Source organism: Tenacibaculum sp. M341, assembly GCF_004337695.1.
GTDB lineage: Bacteria > Bacteroidota > Bacteroidia > Flavobacteriales > Flavobacteriaceae > Polaribacter.
Map to the genome: position 1 here is coordinate 1 of NZ_SJXJ01000028.1, position 21,647 is coordinate 21,647.

A 21,647-nucleotide genomic window follows, 5' to 3' on the forward strand; every position below is an offset into this window, starting at 1 on the left:
TCTTTTAATGCTAAAATAAAAGCGTTTAGAGCTCAATTTAGAGGAGTGAGAAATGTAGAATTCTTTCTATACAGATTAACACAAATTTTTGCTTAACCACAACTTTTAGGAATGATCCAAATTCAAACCACTTTTAAACAAACACTTAACTCAATTACAAAGAAACAAAAAAGCCTTACTAAAATTAGTAAGGCTTATTGTGATCGCGACAGGATTCGAACCTGTGACCGTCTGCTTAGAAGGCAGATGCTCTATCCAGCTGAGCTACGCGACCATTAATTTTTTATGTCGGGGTGGCAGGATTCGAACCTGCGACCTCCTGCTCCCAAAGCAGGCGCGATGACCGGGCTACGCTACACCCCGATTGGGTCATCTGCAATTTTGTTGCGGAGAGACCGGGATTCGAACCCGGGCATCCCGAAGGATGACAGCTTAGCAGGCTGCTGCATTACCACTCTGCCACCTCTCCCAAAACTCTCAATTGTGAGCTTTAAAATTGCGAGTGCAAATATATAACGAATTAAAGTATCTCACAAACTTTTTTTAAGAAAAAAAATCACTATTCTGGATACTCAATTCGTAAGTGGTATATATTCATCAACTTAGCTTTAATAATTTTTTTAATTTTTTCTATCTCTCTAAACGTAATATTCGAATTTATAAACTGATTATTGTTTTTTTGACCTTCCACAACCTTATCTATTAATTCGTCTATAGATTGTGCTGTTGGTTTTTTTAAACTTTTTGAAGCAGCCTCTGCAGAATCGCATATCATTAAAATAGCTGTTTCCTTAGAAAACGGAATTGGACCTTGGTATCTGAACTTTTTTTCATCTATAATTTCATCAGGATTGTTTTCTTGCTCTTTTTTATAAAAGTAATACACTAAACTTGTTCCATGATGTGTTCTTATAAAATCTATAATTCTATCAGGTATATTATTCTTTTTGGCTATTTCTATTCCTCGTATTACATGACTTAAAATAATTTGGGCACTGTCTCTAGGAGATAAATCGTTATGAGGATTTACACCTGTAATTTGATTCTCTATAAAATATTTAGGATTCGCCATTTTTCCTATATCGTGATATAAAGCTCCTGTTCTTACCAACATAGAGTTTGCTCCTATTTCATTTGCTGCTGCTTCAGCTAAATTAGCTACCTGAATTGAATGTTGGAATGTACCTGGTGCTTTTTCATTTAATTCTCTTAAAAGCTTTGAATTTGTATTTGACAGCTCTAACAAAGTTACATCTGAAACTAAACCAAATAGTTTTTCATAGAAGTAAATGAAGAATACAGCTAAAAAGGATAACAATCCATTCATTGCAAACCATCCAAAATTCGCCCATTTAATATTAGTTATGTTTCCTTCTGTAATAATTGAAAAAGCAAAATAAGCAATCATATACACCAACGTTACCTGCATTATTGAGATAAATAAACTTGCTCTCTTATACAATTCAGTTGCTGATAAAATAGTTACAATACCAGCTATTATGTGTAGATATATGAATTCAAAGCTATTAGGCACAATAAACCCTAATAAAAGAACTGTTAGTACATGCGCAAAGAATCCTAATTTAGCATCAAAAAACGCTTTTAATACAATTGGTAAAATAGTAAGTGGCACTACATACAATAAATGTGGATTGTAGGATACAATAATTGTTTGCGCAAAAATTATTAATAAAACATTTAAAAAGATAAATGTAATTTGACTGTTATTATTGTAAATTTCTCTTCTGTATCCGTGTAAAAACAACAACAACATTAATAAAGCTATTGACACTAAAATCGTGTATCCGAAAACCAACCAATTATAGTTAGATTTTGTCCATATTTGAGATTTTGATGTTTCTTTTAACGAGCTTAAAACACTAAACTTTTTTCCTTCAACAATATCTCCTTTTTGAATGATTAATTCATCTTTAGAAATTTTTCCTTTTGTATAAGATATTCCAGCAATTACTTCATCTAGTTCTTTTTCGGTAAACTCTTGATCAAAAACCACATTAGGTTCTAGTAATTCCGATAATTCTTTAATTACAAAATCTTTTGAATATGATCTTTCAAACTTTTCCAAACCTTTTACGATTAAAGAAAGTACATCTTTTGATTGTGTTAAATTTGAAAATAACACATCTTCTATAGCATTATTCTTCCTCAATGATATCATTACATTATCATTAGATTTATTTGCTGAAAATTCATCTACAAATCCCACATTGTAAACCTCTTCTATAATCTTTCGTCCTGCAATTCTTAGTTTATTCACTTTTTTAGTATCTAAACTATCAACGGCAGCTAAAGCATTCATTGCTTTCAAAAAAGCTTCTTGTTTACTATTTGGAATATTTAAATCGTAAGAGAAATATTGTTGTATAGAAGACTTTAATTCTTTTATTTCTGTTGAAACTTCTTCTTCTGTCTTCTGAATTGCAAAATCAAAAGGAGCATATAAATTATCATACTGCCATGGCTTACCCTGTAAAAAGTCATATCTAAACTGTCCTCCTTTAGGTAGTAAATACACTATTAAAAAAGTAGTAACTAAAAACAATAACACTCTGTAAATAGCTGTGTTATTTTTATATAAACTAGTGATAATTTTATTCATCCTTGTAAACTTCTAAGTGTAAATATAACCTTTTGTTATTATTTGAGAACTTATTATAAAATGGTTATTTTCGCAGTATATAAAAATCAAATTATTTTATAATGAAAGAAGTAGTTATTGTATCTGTAGCTAGAACTCCAATAGGAAGTTTCTTAGGTACATTATCAAATATACCTGCTCCTAAATTAGGGGCAATTGCTATCAAAGGCGCTTTAGATAAACTAAATATAGAACCAAATCAAGTAGAAGAAGTTTTCATGGGTAACGTTGTTTCAGCTGGTTTAGGTCAAGCTCCTGCTCGTCAGGCAGCTATTTTGGCTGGTATACCTGATACTGTTCCTTGTACAACTGTGAATAAAGTATGTTCTTCTGGTATGAAATCTATCATGTTAGCTGCGCAAACTATTGCATTAGGTGATGCCGAAATCGTTGTAGCTGGTGGTATGGAAAACATGAGTATGATTCCTCATTACCAACACGCACGTTCTGCTACCAAATTTGGTCCTGTAAAAATGGAAGATGGTATGCAAAGAGACGGTTTAGTAGATGCTTATGAAAAAGTAGCTATGGGTGTTTGTGCTGATGAGTGTGCTGTTGAGTATAACTTTTCTAGAGAAGATCAAGATGCTTTTGCTATAGAATCATACAACAGATCTTCTAAAGCTTGGAGCGAAGGTAAATTTGCTGATGAAATTGTACCTGTAGAAGTTCCACAAAGAAGAGGAGAACCAGTTATCTTTAATGAAGATGAAGAGTACAAAAATGTAAAAATGGAGAAAATTCCAGCTTTACGTCCAGCTTTTACAAAAGAAGGAACTGTTACTGCTGCTAATGCCTCTACAATTAATGATGGTGGTGCTGCGTTAGTATTAATGTCTGCTGATAAAGCACAAGAATTAGGTATTACTCCTTTGGCTAAAATTAAAGGGTATGCAGATGCTGCTCACGAACCTAAATGGTTTACTACTGCACCTGCAAAAGCTTTACCTAAAGCATTAGCTAAAGCTGGTGTTGCTATAGATGATGTTGATTATTTTGAATTAAACGAAGCATTTTCTGTAGTAGGTTTAGCGAATACTAAAATCTTAGGTATTTCTGCTGATAAAGTAAATGTAAATGGTGGTGCTGTTTCATTAGGGCACCCATTAGGAGTTTCTGGAGCAAGAATTATAATTGCTTTAACTTCTATTTTAAAACAAAATGACGCTAAAATTGGTGCTGCTGGTATTTGTAACGGTGGTGGTGGTGCTAGCGCAATGGTAATAGAAAGAATTTAATTTTTTAAAATTTTTACTGATTGTTTGGAATTTGTAATTTAAGTATTGTTCCGTTAAGGTTATTACCCACTGATACTTCTGAAATGGTGAATCAAATTATTTTTGGTGAACATTTCACTATTTTAGAAAAAGATAAAAAATGGAGCAAGATAAAATTAGCTTTTGATGGCTATGAAGGATATATTGATAATAAGCAATATGAAGAAATTCCTGAGTCATTGTATATGCAGATAGAAGACCAACCCAAAGTATTTGCGGGTGAGTTAATAGACTTTATTCATGATAAAGAAAATAACTTAACTACTATACCTTTAGGTGCTAGACTTCCTTTTTACAAGGATAATCAGTTTTCTATTAATGCAAATTCATATATCTATGAAGGTAGAATTAACAATAAAAAATTATCAAAGCAATCAATCATTGAAATTGCCTTTTTGTTCTTAAACGTTCCTTATTTATGGGGAGGAAAAACTCCTTTTGGAATTGACTGCTCAGGGTTTACACAAACCGTATACAAATTATGCGGATATAATTTACTTAGAGATGCTAAAGAGCAAGCAACACAAGGTGAAGTTTTAAGTTTTATAGAAGAAAGTGAACCTGGTGATTTAGCTTTTTTTGATAATGAAGAAGGTAATATAACCCATGTAGGTATTGTTATGAACGATTATAACATTATTCATGCACATGGTAAAGTAAGAATAGACAAACTAGATCACAGTGGCATTTACAATACAGATACGCTCAAACATTCTCATAAACTTAGAATGATTAAAAAATTAGTATAAAAAACAAAACCTTTAGATTACTCTAAAGGTTTTTGTTTTAATTCAAATAATTTTATTTTCTTTTTTAAGCGACGCTAACTATTCTTTGTAATGGAATTAATGTTGACTGTTTGAGTATTACAGATTTATCTGTAACACCCCATATTGTTGTTTCTACTCTCTTATAACCGTTTTCATCTGCAAATACAATTTTCACCTTTTGGCGTTCTAAATTACCTAAATATAGTGCCCTTCTTAAATCTATAGACCTATTGATTTGATCTTTCTTCATATTAAGAACTTCTTTCTTAGGAAACTTAAAAAATTTAATTTGTTCTTTCTCTACATTTTGTGCGTTTGAGTTTAATTTCATGAATTGGGGATTTAAAATTAACCGTTAGTTTACATTTACAAAGCTAAATATACTGATTAATTTCAAACACACAATAAAAAACACAAAAAACACACAAAAAACCAATAAAACTAAGTTTAACTTATCAAAAACACAACAAAAACAGAACTATTTTAAACATTCATAAATCACAAATTTATTATTGACAGCGATAATACCTACAACTTTAAATAGTTTTAATAAATACGTTTTATAATTTAAATGCTTGTTTGCTACTAGTACAAATCGTCCATCAACTTTCAAACATTTTTCTACACCTTCAAACAAATTAAAAGTGATTTCAATATTATTTTCATGTTCAAAATGAAATGGCGGATTTGAAACTACCAAATCAAAATAGGCTTCACTTAAAGAATCTAAGGTATCATCACAAACAAATTTTGTCTTTTTGGAAAGAACATTCAACTTAGAAGAAGCAATTGCCAAATTAAAATCGTCAATCAATGTTACTTCTGCATTTTTATTTTGTTCTAACACATCGTAAGCTATAATTCCATTACCTGAAGCTACATCTAAAACTTTTATTTCATTGGATTTCATCTTGAAATTATCCAATAAAAACCGTGTTCCTATATCTATTTTTCCAGAAGAGAAAACACCATAATATTGTGTTAAAAAAGTATCTTTCCATTCAATTTCATTTATCAAGCTTTTGTATTCATTTTTTTTAGGTGACTTCAGAATTAATAATCTAGATTTTTTCCAAGCCTTAGTCTGACTAACTTCTTCAAAATAATTTGCAGCAATTTCAAGATAAGAAGCACTAAAATATTTAGTCATAAAACCACAAACAACTTCAATTTTAGAAGTTGCACTTTTATGAATTTGCTGTAAAAACAGTTCGAATAACTCTAGTGACTTTGGTATTTTTATTAGAGCTAAATCAACTTCTTTAAGAGTGTCTAAAGGAGATTTATACTCTATTTCAACATCTAACTTATTCAACTCTAAATTATATGTTATTGCTTTTTTTTGACTTGCATATGTCCAAATAGTAGTTATTCTTTTTTCATTTAGTAAGCAGTTCCATACTCCAAATCTGTCGTTAAAAACATGTACAGTTTCACTATTCTTTTCCTTAACATAATCAGCAACCAATAACTCTGCATTACTCCATGCTCTCAATGATTTATTGGTTGTTTTAGGATATCTTAGTAATTTATAATTTCCTAAAACTTCTTCTACTTTATAATCCACTCTAACTATAATCGAAATTATTAATTAATAATATATTTCTTCTAAAGAACTAATATCTCCAGCCTTATTTCTTCTAAAAACATCTTTCGCTTCAATTTCATCTATTGAATTTTTCCCCATAGCCGCAACTACCTCTTTTAAAGCCAAGATCGTTTTATTATGATAATTTTTAACACGAACATTCTTATCCTCAACTACCAAAGCCTCCACTAAATCTTCATTTTGTGTGGCTACACCTACAGGACAAGTATCTAAATTACATTCACGCGCTTGAATACACCCTAAACTCAACATAAAACTTCTAGCCATACCTACAGCGTCTGCACCTAATGCTTTCAGTTTTACAATATCAAATGCATCAATAGCCTTACCACTAGCTATAATTTTTATCTGATCTTTTAGATTGTATTTAATCAACATTTTGTTTACAAAAGAAAGACCATCAAACAAAGGTGTACCCACATAATTTGAAAACTCTAACGGTGCAGAACCAGTTCCACCTTCTCCCCCATCAACAGAAATAAAATCTGGGTAATTATTTATTTCAGCAAAAGTTTTAATCATTTGCTCAATTTCTTCGTTATTTCCTACACAAAACTTAATTCCAACTGGTTTTCCTTCACTAAGTTCTCTAACTTTTTGAAGAAAAACAATCATTTCTTTAAAATTAGAAAAAGCTGAATGTCCAGGAGGTGAATCAACTCTTGTAAATGGTTCTACAGATCTAATTTTTGATATTTCTTCTGTATTTTTCTTAGCAGGTAAAATTCCTCCATGCCCTGGTTTTGCTCCTTGCGATAATTTTATCTCAATCATTTTCACTTCAGGTCTAACCGCATTCTCCTTAAAAATATCATCATCAAAATAACGTTTCCCATCTACAGTTTTTCCTGCTCCAAAATAACCTGTACCTACCTGGAATATTAAATCTCCACCTTGTAAATGATATGGTGAAATTCCTCCTTCACCTGTGTTATGAGCAAAATCGCCCATCTTAGCTCCCTGATTCAAAGCTTTTATTGCATTTTTACTTAAAGAACCAAATGACATAGCAGAAATATTAATAATAGATCCTTTATATTTTTTTTGACACTTATCTGATCCAATAACAACATCTTCCCCTTCAATATGATGATGATCTGTAGGAAATAAAGAATGCTTTACAAACTCATAACCTTTTTCATAAACATTATGTTGTGTACCAAAAGGAACTGTTTCAGTTTCTTTTTTTGCTCTTTGATATACAATACTTCTTTTTTCTCTATTAATAGGAGTACCATTTAAATCATCTTCAATAAAATACTGCTGTATTTTTTCTCTCTCCTCTTCAAAAAGCCAACGTAAACGAGCTACCACTGGAAATGCACGTAGCAATGAATGATTCTTCTGTATAAAAGCATCGTATACTGCCAAAATACTTACTATTGATGAAATACCTAATAAAATAAAATTTCCAGTTTCTGGGATAAAGTATACTAAAACGCCACATAAAACTGTAGCTGTAATACATAACGCCAAAATAGTGTCTCTCATATTGAATAATAATTATAAAGGTTAAAAATAAAGATTTTAATCCATAAAAAAAGCTCCGAAATATTTCGGAGCTTCTATTTTTTCTAAAAATTCGAGATTACTTCTTGAATTTTGCATATTTGTTTTTGAACTTATCAATACGTCCAGCAGTATCTACTAACTTAGACTTACCAGTGTAAAACGGGTGAGAAGTTCTTGAAATTTCTAACTTTAATAATGGGTATTCTACGCCTTCAACTTCAATTGTTTCTTTTGAGTTAGCTGTAGATTTAGTTAAAAACACATCTCCGTTAGACATGTCTTTGAATGCTACCATTCTATAATTTTCTGGGTGTATACCTTTTTTCATGTTTAAAACTTTTAACTTTGTATGAAATTGTTTAAAATTGGTAAGGTTTTAAACGCCTCCAAAAATTCAAAAACCGGCAATGGCTATTTGAGGGTGCAAATTTAACCCTTTTTTTTAAATTCCAAACAAATAAATTGTTTTATTTGTATTGAAATTACATTCAACCGAAAGAATATGAAATTAAATCTTTATAACATCCTCCTTTTAACCCTTACTTCAAGCTTATTTTCCTGTAGTGAAACAAGTTATCAGTTTAAGATAAAAACAGATGCTAAAACTACAATTGGTAAAAAAGTTGATGTAGAACTTCAACAAATAAGTGGTAATACTCCCGATAGTATTCATTTTTATGTCAATAACAAGCGTGTTGATTTACAAAACAACAAAATAACGCTAAATACATCTGAAATAGGAATTGGTAAACACAGACTTACTGCTCTTGCTTTTGTTCCTGGAAAAGTAAAAAAAATAAATAATTCTATTGAGGTTTATTCTAACGTAAAACCTTCTCTGTATTCGTACAAAATAGTAAATACTTATCCGCACGATACTAAATCTTTTACTCAAGGATTAGAATTCCACAATGGATTCTTATATGAAACTACAGGAAAAAGAGGTAGATCTAAACTAAGAAAGATAGAAACTGAAACTGGGAAAGTTTTACAGGAATATAAACTTGACGATAAATATTTTGGTGAAGGTATGACGATCGTTGGTAATGATATTTTTTGGTTGACTTGGCAAGCTAGAAAAGGGTTTATTTTTGACTTGGAAACGTTTGAACTAAAAAAAGAGTTTGAGTACGATAAAAGTAATGAAGGTTGGGGATTGACTCATGATGATAAAAACTTAATCAAATCTGACGGATCAAATAAGATTTGGTTTTTAGATCCTTCTAACCAACAAGAGATAACAAGTATTCAAGCATATACTGATAAACTTTCTCTTCAAAAATTAAATGAACTTGAATATTTTAATGGTAAAATTTATGCGAATTACTGGCAAAAACCGTTAATAGCTATTATAGATCCTAATTCTGGAATTGTTGAAGGTATTATCAACTTAAAAGGATTAGTTACTGAAGTAAGTAAAACTCAAAAATTAGACACTAACGAAGATGTTTTAAATGGTATTGCATTTGATAAAGAAAACAATCGTTTATTCGTTACAGGAAAAAATTGGAGTAAATTGTTTGAAATTGAATTAATAAAACAATAACAATTCATAAAATTATGAGGTTTATACAAACCATTATTATCGTAGCATTAATAGTAGCTTTTAGTTCTTGTAGAAAAGATTTTACTACAATTGAAAGTTTTGGCAAGTTAGAATTTTCTAAAGACACCGTTTTTTTAGATACTATTTTTAGTAATATTGGTTCGGCTACTTATAATTTAAAAGTCTATAATCGAAGTAATAAAGCTATTTCAATTCCTCAAATTCAATTAAAAAACGGAGTTACTTCTAATTATCGTTTAAATGTAGATGGAATTGCTGGTCAGAATTTTGAAGACATCGAAATTTTAGCAAACGATAGTATCTATGTTTTTGTTGAAACCACTATAGATTTTAATGCTGTTACTGACCCTTTATACACTGATCAAATTTTATTTGATAATGGAAGCAAACAACAAGATGTTGACTTAGTTACACTTGTGAAAGATGCTACTTTTATTTTTCCTGAAAGAGATCCAATGACCATGGAAATTGATCAACTAACATTAGACGGTACACCTACTGCTATTCAAGGTAGATTTTTAGAAGATAGTGAACTTACTTTTACCAATGAAAAACCTTATGTAATATATGGATATGCAGCTGTTCCTGCAGGAAAAACATTAACTATAGAAGCTGGTGCTCAAATTCATTTTCACGACAATTCTGGTCTTATTATTGATAACGGTGCCACTTTAAAAGTTGATGGTACATTAGATGAGAAAGTAATTTTTGAAGGTGACAGATTGGAAGACTCTTTTAGTAACGTTTCTGGTCAGTGGGGAACTATTTGGATTAGAGAAGGAAGTGTTGATAACGAAGTAAATTTTGCTGAAATAAAAAATGCTATTATTGGTATGTTAGTAGATGGACTTTCTCCTACCTCTCCTACCCTTACTTTAAATAATGTTGAAATTTACAATAATGTGAATTTTGGTATTTTAGGAAGAACTACAAGTATTAATGGAAATAATGTAGTAATAGGAAGTGCTGGACAAACTTCTTTGGCTGCAACTGGTGGTGGTCGTTATAATTTCAATCATGCTACATTTGCCAATTACTGGAATAACAGTTTGCGTACATTACCTAGTGTATTAGTTAACAACTTTATACTTACTGAAAATGATAAAGGTGAAGATGTTGCTGAAGTTTATAATTTAGAGGTAGCTAATTTTACAAACTGTATTATGCATGGTAATAATAACGTTGAACTTGTTATGGATAAATTAGATGCAGGTGGTACTTTCAACTACAATATTTCAAACTCTTTAATTAAGTTTAATGATATTAATGATCGTTTTGCTGAAAACACCGAACTAGATTTTAGTAATACAACTCACTACAACAATATTACTCTAAATGGTAATCCTGATTTTAGAGATCCTTTCAAAGAAGATTTTATTATTGGAGTACAAAGTGATGCTATTAACAAAGCATTACCTACTGCCATTACAACAGATATTTTAGGAGTTGCTAGAACAAATCCAGATATTGGTGCTTATCAACATATTACGTTCGACTAAATGAAGTTTTTAATTGATCTATATTGTACTACAACTTATCGAAAAAACATAAAAACAACCTACAATTAAACTAAATTTATAATAGATTTTTTCATTATAATTAATCGTAGTTAATTTGGTTTGTTTTAAAGAACTATTTATCCTCTGAGATGAATAGTTCTTTTTTTAATCAAAAAATAACAAACTATTATGCATATTAAGATTGATAGTATTAATTTTTACTTAAAAAATTTGAAAAGTTGTAAAAGATAAAATAAAATCACATTTTTGTTCTCATCAACTATAGCAAGGTTCTATGAAAATTATTTCTAATTTAAATACAGAAAAAAAGCGTTTTAACTATTTTGGTAAAGGCAGTGAATTTGCAGTGATTTTTTTCAAAAATTTACTATTAACCATTATTACTTTAGGATTTTATTATCCTTGGGCAAAAGTTGAACGATTGAAATATCATTATCAATCTACTGAATTAGATCAAAACAGATTCACTTTTCATGGAACTGGTAAAGAGGTTTTTAAAGGATTCATAAAAGTATATGGAATCTTTTTACTTTTATACTTCTTTCTCATATACGGTTTACAATCTGGTGATGGATTGACTACAGGAATTTCTCTTGGTGTTTTTTATCTTTTCCTGATATTAATTATGCCTTTTGCTATTCATGGTGCTGCTAGATATAAATCATCTCGAAGTTCATGGAAAGGGATTCATTTTAAATATTTAGGTGATCGAATGGAACTGTTTTGGAAGTTTCTTGCAGGATTTTTGATTACTATTTTAACTTTAGGGATATACGGTCCTTGGTTTGAAGTAGAAATACGTAAGTACTTATTGAGTCATTTACGTTTTGGTAATCTTTCTTTTGACTTTAAAGGAAAAGGAGAAACATTATTTTGGATTAATTTAAAGTTTGTTTTGCTGTTTTATCTAACTCTAGGAATATATTCTTTTTGGTATTACAAGCAATTAATGAGCTTTTATGTTGATAATACTGAAATTACTCAAAATGGAGAAAAAGTAGATTTCAAATTTACTGCACAAGCAGGAGATATCTTTGAGTTAATGATTGTTAACTTTTTACTGATACTTTTTACGTTTGGTATTGCTGCTCCTTGGGTAAAAGTAAGAACTTTAAACTTTGTCTTCAGGTTTATCGAAATTGAAGAAGGATTAGACACTTCTAGTATTCGTCAGGTTAGTTATGATAACTACGATGATGCGTCTGGTGATGATTTCTTAGACTTTTTAGATTTTGACTTACTATAAAAATGGCTTTAAAAGCAACGTATTTTGATGGTAAATCTTCTAAATCTCATGAAGTAATTATTCATCCAAATAGTAATACTTGGAGAATTTCTTTTGTAAATCAAACCATAATTCAATCAGATATTATTTGGAATATTGATGAAATTCAGCGTTCAGAAGTTTATACCAAAGGCTTAGTAAGTTTTACATATGGAAAAACATTTCCTTTTCAAAAAATTGAAAGCAAAAATGAAGCCTTTATTGATTACATTAACAACAGTGATCACCCTAAATTAAATAGTAAGGTTGATGTATTCTTACACAAATCTGTTAAAAGATCTATTTTAATTTTACTTGCGCTGATTATTAGTATTAGTGCTGCAATGTATGTTTATGTAATTCCAAATATGGCTGTTAGCTTTGCTAGTAACATGAGTAAAAGTAATGTTATTAGTTTTGGTAATCATGTATACAATACACTGTCGGCTGATTTAGAAATTGACTCTATACAATCCAATAGATTACAAGAGTTTGTTGATATATTAGAAACTAATGGCGAATTTCCAATAAATATCATTGTAGCTGAGAGCAATGAAATGAATGCTTTTGCTATTTCTGGCGGAAAAATTATAATCAACTCTTATCTTTTAAAAAAGATAGAAAGCGAACATCAATTAGCAGCAGTTATTGGGCACGAAATTTCACATATTGAAAAAAGACATGTATTGAAAAACGTTTCAAAAAGTCTTTCTAGTGCTTTATTTTTCTCTATTCTCTTTGGAGATATAAACGGAATCACTACAATTCTAGGTGAAAATGCTCATTTGTTTTCTCAACTATCTTACAGTAGAACACTAGAAAAAGAAGCTGATGTATTTGGACTTGAGTTTTTAAAACAAAACAAACTAGATTTACATGGTATGCCAGAATTATTTCAGATTTTTGAAAAAGAAACTGAGGTGAACTTCCCATCATATCTAAGTAGTCATCCAGATTTACATGATCGTATTGAGTACACTAAAGAGATAGCCAACAAACAAAACTCTTTCACAGAAAACACTTTGTTAAAACAAAAATGGGAAACTATCAAAAATCATTACAAACAAGATTTAAACAACAACTTAAATGAGTAAAAACATAGTCATAACCGGTACTAGTAGAGGAATTGGCTTAGAGTTAGCCCAAATATTTGCTAATTCAGGACATAATGTATTGGCTTTATCAAGAAATACAACTCCTGTAACCAATTTAAATAACAATAACATCACAGCATTACCAATAGATTTAGCTAATGAAACTACCATGAATGCTGCTGTTGAATTTATTAATAACTCATGGAAAAATGTAGATATTTTAATCCATAATGCTGGCTTTTTAATTAATAAACCTTTTACAGAATTAACTTCAGAAGATTTTTTGAAAGTATATCAAGTAAACGTATTTGGAGTAGCTAGTTTAACAAGAAAATTAATTCCTAATTTACAACCTAATAGCCACGTAGTAACAATTAGCAGTATGGGCGGAATACAAGGTAGCATGAAATTTCCTGGTTTAGCTGCTTATAGTTCAGCAAAAGGTGCTGTTATTACACTTTCTGAATTATTGGCTGAAGAATACAAAGAAGCTCAAATAGCCTTTAATGTTTTAGCTATTGGTGCAGTACAAACTGAAATGCTAGAAGAAGCTTTCCCTGGATATCAAGCTCCTTTAAATGCAAAAGAAATGGCTGCATATATTTTTGATTTTGCGCTTACAGGAAATAAATTTTACAATGGTAAAGTATTACAAGTTTCAAGCTCTACACCATAATTTAAGAAATTAAAAATTCATAAAACTTGAGGAGTAGTTAAGAAAATAAATTCTTTACTCCTCAAGTTCTATACTTTTATAAAGATTAACATTTCCTTACCATCTTCTTCTACAATACACTTTTATTTTTATCTCAAAAAAATAAAATGTCTTTTAAAGCTCTCTGGAAATATTTTTTGGATGTAAACCTTTTCAATATCATTTTTTCATTCACAATCGGTTTTGTGATGGGCTGGTTTTGGGTATTTATACTTTTCTCTTCAGTAGGAATTCTAATTGGTTTATTAGGTTATAATTTCATTAAAAAAAATGAATATTACACCTATTACAATCTTGGCTACACTAAACAAATGCTCATTAAAAAAGTCTTTTTAATGAACTTAACTATTTCTATTCCTCTATTATTAATTTACTTAATTATTGTGAAATGGATATTCTAGAAGTTTCAAATTTGACCAAAACATATGGACGAAAAATAATTTTAAACAACCTTAATTTTTCTTGTAAAACAGGAGAAATTATCGGAGTTTTTGGCAGAAATGGATCAGGAAAATCTACTTTTTTAAAAGTTCTTTTTGGCACTCAAAAAGCAACATCTATCAATATAAAAATTAACAAAAAACTTATCGTACAGAAAAACATCATTCCCTCTCAAAAAATTGGATATTTACCACAAGACTCTTTTTTACCAAAAGATATAAAAGTTAGAGATGTAATTCCGTTATTCTTTGAAAATAGTAACGATCAAGATAAAATTTTCTACAGCCCAAGAGTCGCAAGCTTCGATGCTAAAAAAGTTGCACATTTATCATTAGGTGAATTAAGATATCTAGAATTACTTCTAATTGGTCATTTATCTCACCCCTTTTTATTGTTAGATGAACCTTTTTCAATGATAGAACCTCTTTATAAAGACATTATATCATCATACTTATTAAACCTAAAAAACAAAAAAGGAATTATTATTACTGATCATTATTACGATGATGTTTTAAAAATAACCGATCAAAACTTTCTTTTAAAAAACGGACAAAAGATAATTATCAATCAAAAAGAAGATTTAATTAAAAATGGATACTTACCTACTTCTGTAATTTAATATTTTTAGTATGTTTACCGAAAAGTAAATCGTTGCACGAAACACTACAAAAATACATTCCTGAAAAATCTATAGAACTGGTTATTTACCTTATCAAGGAGCATAAAATACGTTTAAAAATTGTTAACCAAAGGCAAACTAAACATGGTGATTTTAGAGCGATGCCCAATGGTGAAACTCAAATTACAGTTAACAATACTTTAAATAAATATCAATTTTTATTAACTTTAATACATGAAATAGCACATCATGTAACGTATAAAAAATTTGGGCGAGTACAACCTCATGGTAAAGAATGGAAAACTGCATTTCAACATTTAATGCTTCCGTTTTTAAATCCAGAGATTTATCATCCGAAAATTTTACCACATTTAGCTAACTATTTAAAAAATCCGAAAGCTAGTACAGATACTGATGTTAATTTAGCATTAGCATTAAAAAATGGTGTTGCAGAAGAGGGAAAGAATTTTATCTTTGAGATTCCGAATGGTCATATTTTTAGCTTTAAAAACATACTGTACAGAAGAGGAAATAAGAGAAGAACTCGTTATGAATGTATTAATTTAACTAACAAACGAGTATATTTATTTAATCAGAATGCAGAAGTAATCCCCGTAAAGATGAATAACAAAGAACTTTCATCTTTAAATTTAAAAAACGAAAAAACAATAGAAACAGGTAAAAACCTTGTTTCAGAAGTACCATTAGGAGGTATATTTAACTTTAAAGACAATTTATATAAGAGAGGAAATAAAAGAAGAACACGTTACGAATGTTTAAATTTAACTGATAATCAAACCTATTTATTTAATCAAAATACCCCAATTATTTTGGTAAAAAAACACTAACCAATTTAAAATCATGAAAAAAAACTATTATGCAATAATTATGGCTGGAGGTGTCGGATCTCGATTCTGGCCAGTAAGTACTCAAAAATTCCCCAAACAATTTCATGATATGCTAGGTACTGGGCAATCTTTAATTCAACGTACTTTCGAAAGAATTAATGAGCTTGTTCCTAGTAACAACATTCTAATTGCTACCAATTCAAATTATGAAAAATTGGTACTTCAACAATTACCTCAACTTAACAACAAACAATTATTATTAGAGCCAGTAATGCGAAATACAGCGCCTTGTATTTTATATGCTGCTTTAAAAATATACAGTCAAAATCCTGATGCTGTAATCTTAGTAGCTCCTTCTGATCATTGGATAAAAGATGAAGGTGAGTTTTTAAGAAACATTAAAACTTCATTTGAAGCTTGTTCTAAACAAGATATTCTAATGACTTTAGGTATACAACCTGATCATCCTAATACTGGTTATGGATATATTCAGTACGAAAAAGATACTGATGAAATCAAAAAAGTAAAAAACTTTACAGAAAAACCTGATTTAGAAACTGCTGAGAAATTTATTCATAGTGGTGATTATCTTTGGAATGCGGGTATTTTTATATGGTCTGTAAAAAGTATACTTGCCGCATTTAAACAACACCTTCCAGAAATGGTAGATGTTTTAGATGACGGAAGTAATGTTTATAATACTGATTTTGAAGATGACTTTATAAGAAACAACTACGAAAAATGTGAAAACATTTCTATTGACTTTGCTATCATGGAGCGAGCTAAAAATGTGCACGTTTTACCAGTTGATTTTGGCTGGAATGATCTTGGTACTTGGGGTTCTTTATATGGAAAACTAAAAAAAGATGAGAACGAAAATGCTGTAGTTGGTGCAAATGTTATTTTTAGAGATGCCAAAGGAAACATGATTCGTACTCAAAATGGTAAACGAGTAGTTATACAAGGACTCGAAGATTTTATTGTTGTTGAGAAAAAAGATGTTATCATGATTTGTCCTAGAAAAGATGATCAAGACATCAAACAAATTATGAAAGATGCTAAAGAGCTTTTCGGAAAAAAATATATTTAACACCTGTACTATTTTGTAGCACAAATAATAAAAAACACCATAATTATTTTCCCTTTAATTTTTTTAACACCTTAAAAAACAACAATCAAACTCAAAAAACCACTTTTTTGCGATAAATTTAACGCTGATACAATTTTATCACATTTTTGCCGTTTATTTTTGAGATTGATTTTTTCAATCATTGGGGTTACTAAATAAAAACACAGTCTTATACTTCGGTATATGACTTGGGGAAGAATGAAAAATAAACTATTACTAGTTGTATTTGCTATTTCTATATTAGCAAGTGCACAAAAACACACGTACGGAATTTACTTTCCTGATGGGGACAGAGAAAGTAAATGCAATGCCTTTAATAAGGTTTTCAAACAAAAACCACAACAGGTTAGATTTGGAATTACTATTGAAGACGACAATCTTTATTTTGAGGTAAACAACAAAAATTGGTACAAGGCTTTATTTAAAAATGAAGACGATGGAATTGCTGTAGATATTGTTGAAAGAGACAGATACTCTTGCGACAAAGAACTTACGCATTCACAGATTAGAGGTGTGCTACTACCTCCTATTTATGAAATGAATAAGCCTGGTAAACTTAAAGAGGTAAAGCGAAATAAGTTTCGAGTTTTTATCAGAAAAATTCCTTCTAATTTAGTTGATAAGAATATCGAATTCAATCTACTTTTTTTACATAAAAAAACTTTTTGTAAGTATTTCACTATTTACAACTTAGAAAAATACCCAAGAGGTTTACTAGACATGGGAGTTTTCTTAGATACAATTACTTACAAAAACAGAAAAATAGCACCTAGAAAACTGAACTCGGTGACTAGACATAAAAAACTAACGTTTTCGATTCCTTTTGAAAAAGATAAATCTGAATACAAACCAGAAGACATCAGACCTTTATACGATTCTCTTCGATTAACAGACTATGATATTAAAAAGATTAATATTAAAGCATATGCCTCTGTTGAAGGAAGTTTTGAGCACAATGCTATGCTACAATTTAAGCGAGCTAAAAGTATTGCCGGATCATTACAATCATTTCAGCAACCAAGTATAAAAACTGACATTTCTACTTCAGAAAATTGGGTTGAATTCTTAAATGACATCAAAAAAACAAAACATAAAAAGCTTACTAAGCTTAGTAAAAACAAAGTAAAAGCTAAATTAATTAATGAGTATGCTATTAGTTTAGAGCCTATTTTAAGAAAACATAGAAAAGCAGTTGTTGTACTTTCATTAGAGAAAAAAGATGAATATAAAAACACTCATGTAAACGAACTTATTACGCTTTTTAACAAAGCAATTAAACAAGAAAGTTTAACAAAAGCATGTAGTATTCAAAACTCTATTCTAGATAGAGTTAGCAGAAAGTTTTCTCTTAGTTTACTTCAGAAAATGAAGATACCAAAAACTAAAAAGTTTATTAATTTGCTTGCTAAAAACGCTATTTTCAAATACTTTATGGATGTTAGGCAAACACTACGTGTTGAAAAAAAGCTTTTAGAATTAAAAAAACTAGATCCTAACAACAAGCACATCTTATATAATTTAACTGTTTTGAAGTTTATTATTTGGAAAAATAAAGCACGTCAAATTGATCGAAAAAAATTCAAATCACAGATTTTGAATCTAAAAAAAGTGGGTGTTTCTCAAGAATTAATCGACAAAATGATTGTGAATTATCACATTATTAAAGCAGAAGAAGATATTCGTAAAAACAATATACAAGGAAGAAATAGCTCTGTTGAATTTGTAATGAACTCGTATAAAAAACTTCCTTTATCTGACTTTGATTATTTGAATTTAGCTCAGTTTTTAACTTACAATAGTAACATTTATGATGCTATTGATGCAGTTGAAGACAAAGTTTCAGAAGTTACTGTTGACGAAGATTTGCTATTTTATTACTTAAACTTAACTATTACAAAAGAAGAACTAATTCATACAGATGCCTACAAAGCTATTCTTTTAAATGCAGTTAATATGAATAAAAAGCGCTTTTGCAAACTTTACAATTCTGCATTAAATAAAGGTGTTACCTTTCAACTTTTAGAAGATGATAATTTAAGAGCAATGTACTGTGAGAGTTGTAGTAAATAAACTACACAATTTTTAAATAAACTATAATAGATAAAGCTACAATGAATAGGAATACTCATGGTAGCTTTATTCTTTTTGTTAGTAGAGAGTTGAATTATATAATTATTCTATTTTTAAACTACTTTGGTGCATTATCATGATAATATTTTGCATACTTCATAGATAAATATGCCTTTATTTCTTTAATAGATTTACCATTTTCTAGCATATCAAAAACCTTTGATATATACTTCTTTTTAAAACCTTTTAAAATCCCTTTATCATTTACAACATCTTGATAAGTAAGCCCTGTAAGTTGTTCTTGCATCCAAACATGGGCATTGTATTTTTTTCTTCTAACTATTAAATCCTTTTCATCGCTTTCTAACACATAATTCCCTTTTTGCTTTTCAGCAGTAATTAAATTTAATAATCTAGTATAGTTATCTTTAATTCTATCATCTAACAAAACGGCATCTGCATACAATTCTTTTAAACTTTCAGCTGAAATCTTATGATAAATATCTGAAAAGTCCTTGTATTTATATAACAACTTTAAATAATCAATTGCAGCTTTTTTATACTTTTTATTACTGTTCTCTTCATTTTCTTTTAAGTTTAATCCTAGTAACTCTAAATCATTTTTTACCTGTTTCAAATATTTCACCCATTTAAAAGAAGGCTTCTCTATAAGCACCAATACTTCATCACTTATTTTTGTATGACTTCCCTGAAATATGTGTTCTTTATGTGAAAACTGAAATATCTTTCCCTTTTTTGTTTTTTCTCTTTTTTTGAAACGAATTTGAGGCTTTTTTAAGCCAAAATTGTACCCATAACTTATAGTAACAGTAAGTTCATTTAATCTTTCTTGATTGGTTATATCTCTAAATAATTGAACTGCATTTAAATTTAAATTATGTTGTTTTTTAATAATTGTTCCTGCACTTGCCCTTAAATTAACAACTTGTGTTTGTACATTTCTATTTTCATTTTTATTAAATGCTATGCCTAAAGAAGTATTCAATTTTTTCTTGAAAAAGAGTTTGCTAAAATTTGTAGATGCTCCCCATGCCTTACTATCATCTCTACCAATATCGCTGTAATTATAATTTAATGAAGAAGCTATGGTAAACGCTTGTTTAAGAAATCCTAGTGTATAAGTAGCTGTACCGTTATGAAAATTATTTGCCTGCCCTACTCTAATAATTCCATTTTCTTCATTTGCTGAAGATGCCAAAGCATAATTCAAATTTACATTCTGTGTAGTGTTTTTCTTTTTTGGTAATGCCCAATTCAAACTTACATTTGCATTCTGAGAAAGTTGTCTATAATTTAAAGCCTCTTGATCTTCATCTGTTAAATCATTGTCATTAATATCATCAAATTGATTTAAACTTTGATTGGTAAAAGAGGTGAAATTCGAATAAGATCCGCTTAACATAATTGTATTTGTTAACTGATACGTAGCATTAACACTTCCGACTGTTCTTCCCAAAGACTGTGTTTTTTGATTTTCTAAATTATCTCTTTGATAACCTATATTAAAATCTAAACTCAATCTATTATTAAACAATGCTGTAGCCAAATTCATCGTTATGTTTTCAAAATCATTGTTAAAATAATATGCTCCTAAAGTTTCGTAATTAGGATCTATTCTTTCATATCCCATTCCAAACTTTAATATTCCCATATTAGCATCAAATCCTAGTTTTAACGCATTGTAAAACTCGGTAGATGTTTTTTTATTAAATAACAGTCCAGCTATATTATAGGTTGAAACATCACTGTTATCTGCTCTAATATCTTGAGTAATGGCTGTAGAAGCATACTCTAACTTAATTCCGTATTTTCTTGCAATAGTTGTGGCTGCATTTAAACTGATCACCAAATTTTCTTTTGGCTTTATATTTCGTTCTTCAGAAATTAACGGAATTGAATTTAAATCATCCTTTGCATAAAAACCAATAATTCCGAATTGATAACTCGGTTTTTCCCAAGCAATTTTTGCACCATACCCCACTCTTCGATAAGCAGGTAATGTTTGTTCATTACCATCGTCGGGTGTGGCTTTTAGTAGCCTACCATACATTGCACTAAACTTTATCGGTTTATTAGGCAATAGTTCTATACCTCCACCTGTAAATTGATGCCCACTCAATGTGTAAGGTGAAAAATTCATAGTTACATCTCCAATATGAGCTTGAATCCATTTATATTTTGGATGTAAGCTTAACCGGTTAAACTTAAAAGGTAATTGATAATTAAAGTTTTCACCTTGATTTGAATAACTGTAAGATATAGGCATACTAAAAGTCAGCCAACTCATATTCAACGTTCCTTGTGCAAAATATGTAAATGGTATTCGTGCATTTCTAATATTCGAATTATAATACACCATATTCGCATTTATATTTCCACTTACTTTAAACTTTGTGGATTTAACAATATTATCTAGATCTAAATTCTGAGCGTTTAAAACACCAAACCACCAAAAAATAATTATTACCACATATATTTTTCTATCTCTCAACATACAATCCTTAAAAAATTATAGAAATGCTATACCCGCTT

17 protein-coding genes and 3 tRNA genes are annotated in these 21,647 nt (G+C 29.5%); 11 read left to right on the top strand and 9 right to left on the bottom strand.

The features are described 5' to 3' along the window. Positions 1-200: 200 nt before the first annotated feature. The 4 genes from EYW44_RS20125 to EYW44_RS20140 form a co-directional block, all read right to left on the bottom strand. A tRNA-Arg gene (locus tag EYW44_RS20125) sits at positions 201-274 on the bottom strand. A gap of 14 nt (positions 275-288) precedes the next feature. Next, positions 289-363 (bottom strand) — tRNA-Pro (locus EYW44_RS20130). A gap of 24 nt (positions 364-387) precedes the next feature. Next, positions 388-469, bottom strand: a tRNA-Ser gene (locus EYW44_RS20135). Between the two features lie 90 nt (positions 470-559). Then, positions 560-2,620: an HD family phosphohydrolase gene (locus EYW44_RS20140; protein WP_132727052.1), complete on the bottom strand. Its 2,061-nt coding sequence runs from the start codon at positions 2,618-2,620 to the stop codon at positions 560-562. A gap of 101 nt (positions 2,621-2,721) precedes the next feature. On the opposite strand from EYW44_RS20140, the gene EYW44_RS20145 reads away from it, so the two are divergent. Continuing rightward, positions 2,722-3,897 carry an acetyl-CoA C-acyltransferase gene (locus EYW44_RS20145; RefSeq protein ID WP_132727054.1) on the top strand — a complete coding sequence of 392 codons (1,176 nt, stop codon included), beginning with the start codon at positions 2,722-2,724 and terminating at the stop codon, positions 3,895-3,897. 20 nt (positions 3,898-3,917) lie between these two features. Beyond that, positions 3,918-4,685 (top strand): C40 family peptidase, encoded by a 768-nt coding sequence (locus EYW44_RS20150; RefSeq protein ID WP_132727057.1) that lies wholly within the window; start codon positions 3,918-3,920, stop codon positions 4,683-4,685. Between the two features lie 64 nt (positions 4,686-4,749). Here EYW44_RS20150 and EYW44_RS20155 read toward each other — a convergent pair whose 3' ends face one another. The 4 genes from EYW44_RS20155 to EYW44_RS20170 all read right to left on the bottom strand — a co-directional run bounded on the left by EYW44_RS20155 (position 4,750) and on the right by EYW44_RS20170 (position 8,155). Continuing rightward, positions 4,750-5,037: a hypothetical protein gene (locus EYW44_RS20155; RefSeq protein ID WP_132727060.1), complete on the bottom strand. Its 288-nt coding sequence runs from the start codon at positions 5,035-5,037 to the stop codon at positions 4,750-4,752. A 147-nt stretch (positions 5,038-5,184) separates the two neighbouring features. Next, the gene (locus EYW44_RS20160; protein WP_132727063.1) at positions 5,185-6,273 is read right to left on the bottom strand and encodes a methyltransferase; all 1,089 of its coding nucleotides are present in this window, start codon (positions 6,271-6,273) and stop codon (positions 5,185-5,187) included. A 24-nt stretch (positions 6,274-6,297) separates the two neighbouring features. Then, on the bottom strand, positions 6,298-7,806 hold the full coding sequence (locus EYW44_RS20165) for an FMN-binding glutamate synthase family protein (protein WP_132727066.1): 1,509 nt from the start codon (positions 7,804-7,806) through the stop codon (positions 6,298-6,300). A gap of 97 nt (positions 7,807-7,903) precedes the next feature. Continuing rightward, positions 7,904-8,155 (bottom strand): type B 50S ribosomal protein L31, encoded by a 252-nt coding sequence (locus tag EYW44_RS20170; protein ID WP_132727068.1) that lies wholly within the window; start codon positions 8,153-8,155, stop codon positions 7,904-7,906. Positions 8,156-8,329: 174 nt separating this feature from the next. Between EYW44_RS20170 and EYW44_RS20175 the strand changes: the two genes are divergently transcribed. The 9 genes from EYW44_RS20175 (at position 8,330) to EYW44_RS20215 (ending at position 19,094) form a co-directional block, all read left to right on the top strand. Next, positions 8,330-9,373: a glutaminyl-peptide cyclotransferase gene (locus EYW44_RS20175; protein ID WP_132727071.1), complete on the top strand. Its 1,044-nt coding sequence runs from the start codon at positions 8,330-8,332 to the stop codon at positions 9,371-9,373. 14 nt (positions 9,374-9,387) lie between these two features. After that, complete coding sequence (locus EYW44_RS20180; RefSeq protein ID WP_132727074.1) at positions 9,388-10,893, top strand: hypothetical protein; 1,506 nt, start codon at positions 9,388-9,390, stop codon at positions 10,891-10,893. Positions 10,894-11,188: 295 nt separating this feature from the next. After that, complete coding sequence (locus tag EYW44_RS20185) at positions 11,189-12,160, top strand: YjgN family protein (protein ID WP_132727076.1); 972 nt, start codon at positions 11,189-11,191, stop codon at positions 12,158-12,160. Between the two features lie 2 nt (positions 12,161-12,162). Further along, positions 12,163-13,272, top strand: a complete 1,110-nt coding sequence (locus tag EYW44_RS20190; protein WP_132727079.1) for a M48 family metallopeptidase — start codon at positions 12,163-12,165, stop codon at positions 13,270-13,272. Then, positions 13,265-13,948 (top strand): SDR family NAD(P)-dependent oxidoreductase, encoded by a 684-nt coding sequence (locus tag EYW44_RS20195; protein ID WP_132727082.1) that lies wholly within the window; start codon positions 13,265-13,267, stop codon positions 13,946-13,948. Before EYW44_RS20190 ends, EYW44_RS20195 begins: the two co-directional genes overlap by 8 nt. 427 nt (positions 13,949-14,375) lie before the next feature. Then, positions 14,376-15,047, top strand: a complete 672-nt coding sequence (locus EYW44_RS20200) for an ATP-binding cassette domain-containing protein (RefSeq protein WP_132727084.1) — start codon at positions 14,376-14,378, stop codon at positions 15,045-15,047. Positions 15,048-15,079: 32 nt separating this feature from the next. Beyond that, the gene (locus EYW44_RS20205) at positions 15,080-15,895 is read left to right on the top strand and encodes a SprT-like domain-containing protein (RefSeq protein WP_132727087.1); all 816 of its coding nucleotides are present in this window, start codon (positions 15,080-15,082) and stop codon (positions 15,893-15,895) included. A 13-nt stretch (positions 15,896-15,908) separates the two neighbouring features. Beyond that, positions 15,909-16,985 (top strand): mannose-1-phosphate guanylyltransferase, encoded by a 1,077-nt coding sequence (locus EYW44_RS20210; RefSeq protein ID WP_132727089.1) that lies wholly within the window; start codon positions 15,909-15,911, stop codon positions 16,983-16,985. A gap of 237 nt (positions 16,986-17,222) precedes the next feature. Beyond that, on the top strand, positions 17,223-19,094 hold the full coding sequence (locus tag EYW44_RS20215; RefSeq protein WP_132727092.1) for a hypothetical protein: 1,872 nt from the start codon (positions 17,223-17,225) through the stop codon (positions 19,092-19,094). Positions 19,095-19,212: 118 nt separating this feature from the next. Here EYW44_RS20215 and EYW44_RS20220 read toward each other — a convergent pair whose 3' ends face one another. Beyond that, positions 19,213-21,609, bottom strand: a complete 2,397-nt coding sequence (locus EYW44_RS20220) for a hypothetical protein (protein WP_132727094.1) — start codon at positions 21,607-21,609, stop codon at positions 19,213-19,215. Positions 21,610-21,647: the final 38 nt, after the last annotated feature.

Excerpts from the sequence above, each read along its gene's own strand:
- EYW44_RS20145 (WP_132727054.1), top strand. The coding sequence starts at position 2,722 with ATGAAAGAAGTAGTTATTGTATCTGTAGCTAGAACTCCAATAGGAAGT.
- EYW44_RS20180 (WP_132727074.1), top strand. The coding sequence starts at position 9,388 with ATGAGGTTTATACAAACCATTATTATCGTAGCATTAATAGTAGCTTTT.
- EYW44_RS20140 (WP_132727052.1), bottom strand. The coding sequence starts at position 2,620 with ATGAATAAAATTATCACTAGTTTATATAAAAATAACACAGCTATTTAC.
- EYW44_RS20170 (WP_132727068.1), bottom strand. The coding sequence starts at position 8,155 with ATGAAAAAAGGTATACACCCAGAAAATTATAGAATGGTAGCATTCAAA.
- EYW44_RS20195 (WP_132727082.1), top strand. The coding sequence starts at position 13,265 with ATGAGTAAAAACATAGTCATAACCGGTACTAGTAGAGGAATTGGCTTA.
- EYW44_RS20155 (WP_132727060.1), bottom strand. The coding sequence starts at position 5,037 with ATGAAATTAAACTCAAACGCACAAAATGTAGAGAAAGAACAAATTAAA.
- EYW44_RS20200 (WP_132727084.1), top strand. The coding sequence starts at position 14,376 with ATGGATATTCTAGAAGTTTCAAATTTGACCAAAACATATGGACGAAAA.
- EYW44_RS20190 (WP_132727079.1), top strand. The coding sequence starts at position 12,163 with ATGGCTTTAAAAGCAACGTATTTTGATGGTAAATCTTCTAAATCTCAT.
- EYW44_RS20215 (WP_132727092.1), top strand. The coding sequence starts at position 17,223 with ATGAAAAATAAACTATTACTAGTTGTATTTGCTATTTCTATATTAGCA.
- EYW44_RS20185 (WP_132727076.1), top strand. The coding sequence starts at position 11,189 with ATGAAAATTATTTCTAATTTAAATACAGAAAAAAAGCGTTTTAACTAT.
- EYW44_RS20165 (WP_132727066.1), bottom strand. The coding sequence starts at position 7,806 with ATGAGAGACACTATTTTGGCGTTATGTATTACAGCTACAGTTTTATGT.
- EYW44_RS20175 (WP_132727071.1), top strand. The coding sequence starts at position 8,330 with ATGAAATTAAATCTTTATAACATCCTCCTTTTAACCCTTACTTCAAGC.
- EYW44_RS20210 (WP_132727089.1), top strand. The coding sequence starts at position 15,909 with ATGAAAAAAAACTATTATGCAATAATTATGGCTGGAGGTGTCGGATCT.
- EYW44_RS20220 (WP_132727094.1), bottom strand. The coding sequence starts at position 21,609 with ATGTTGAGAGATAGAAAAATATATGTGGTAATAATTATTTTTTGGTGG.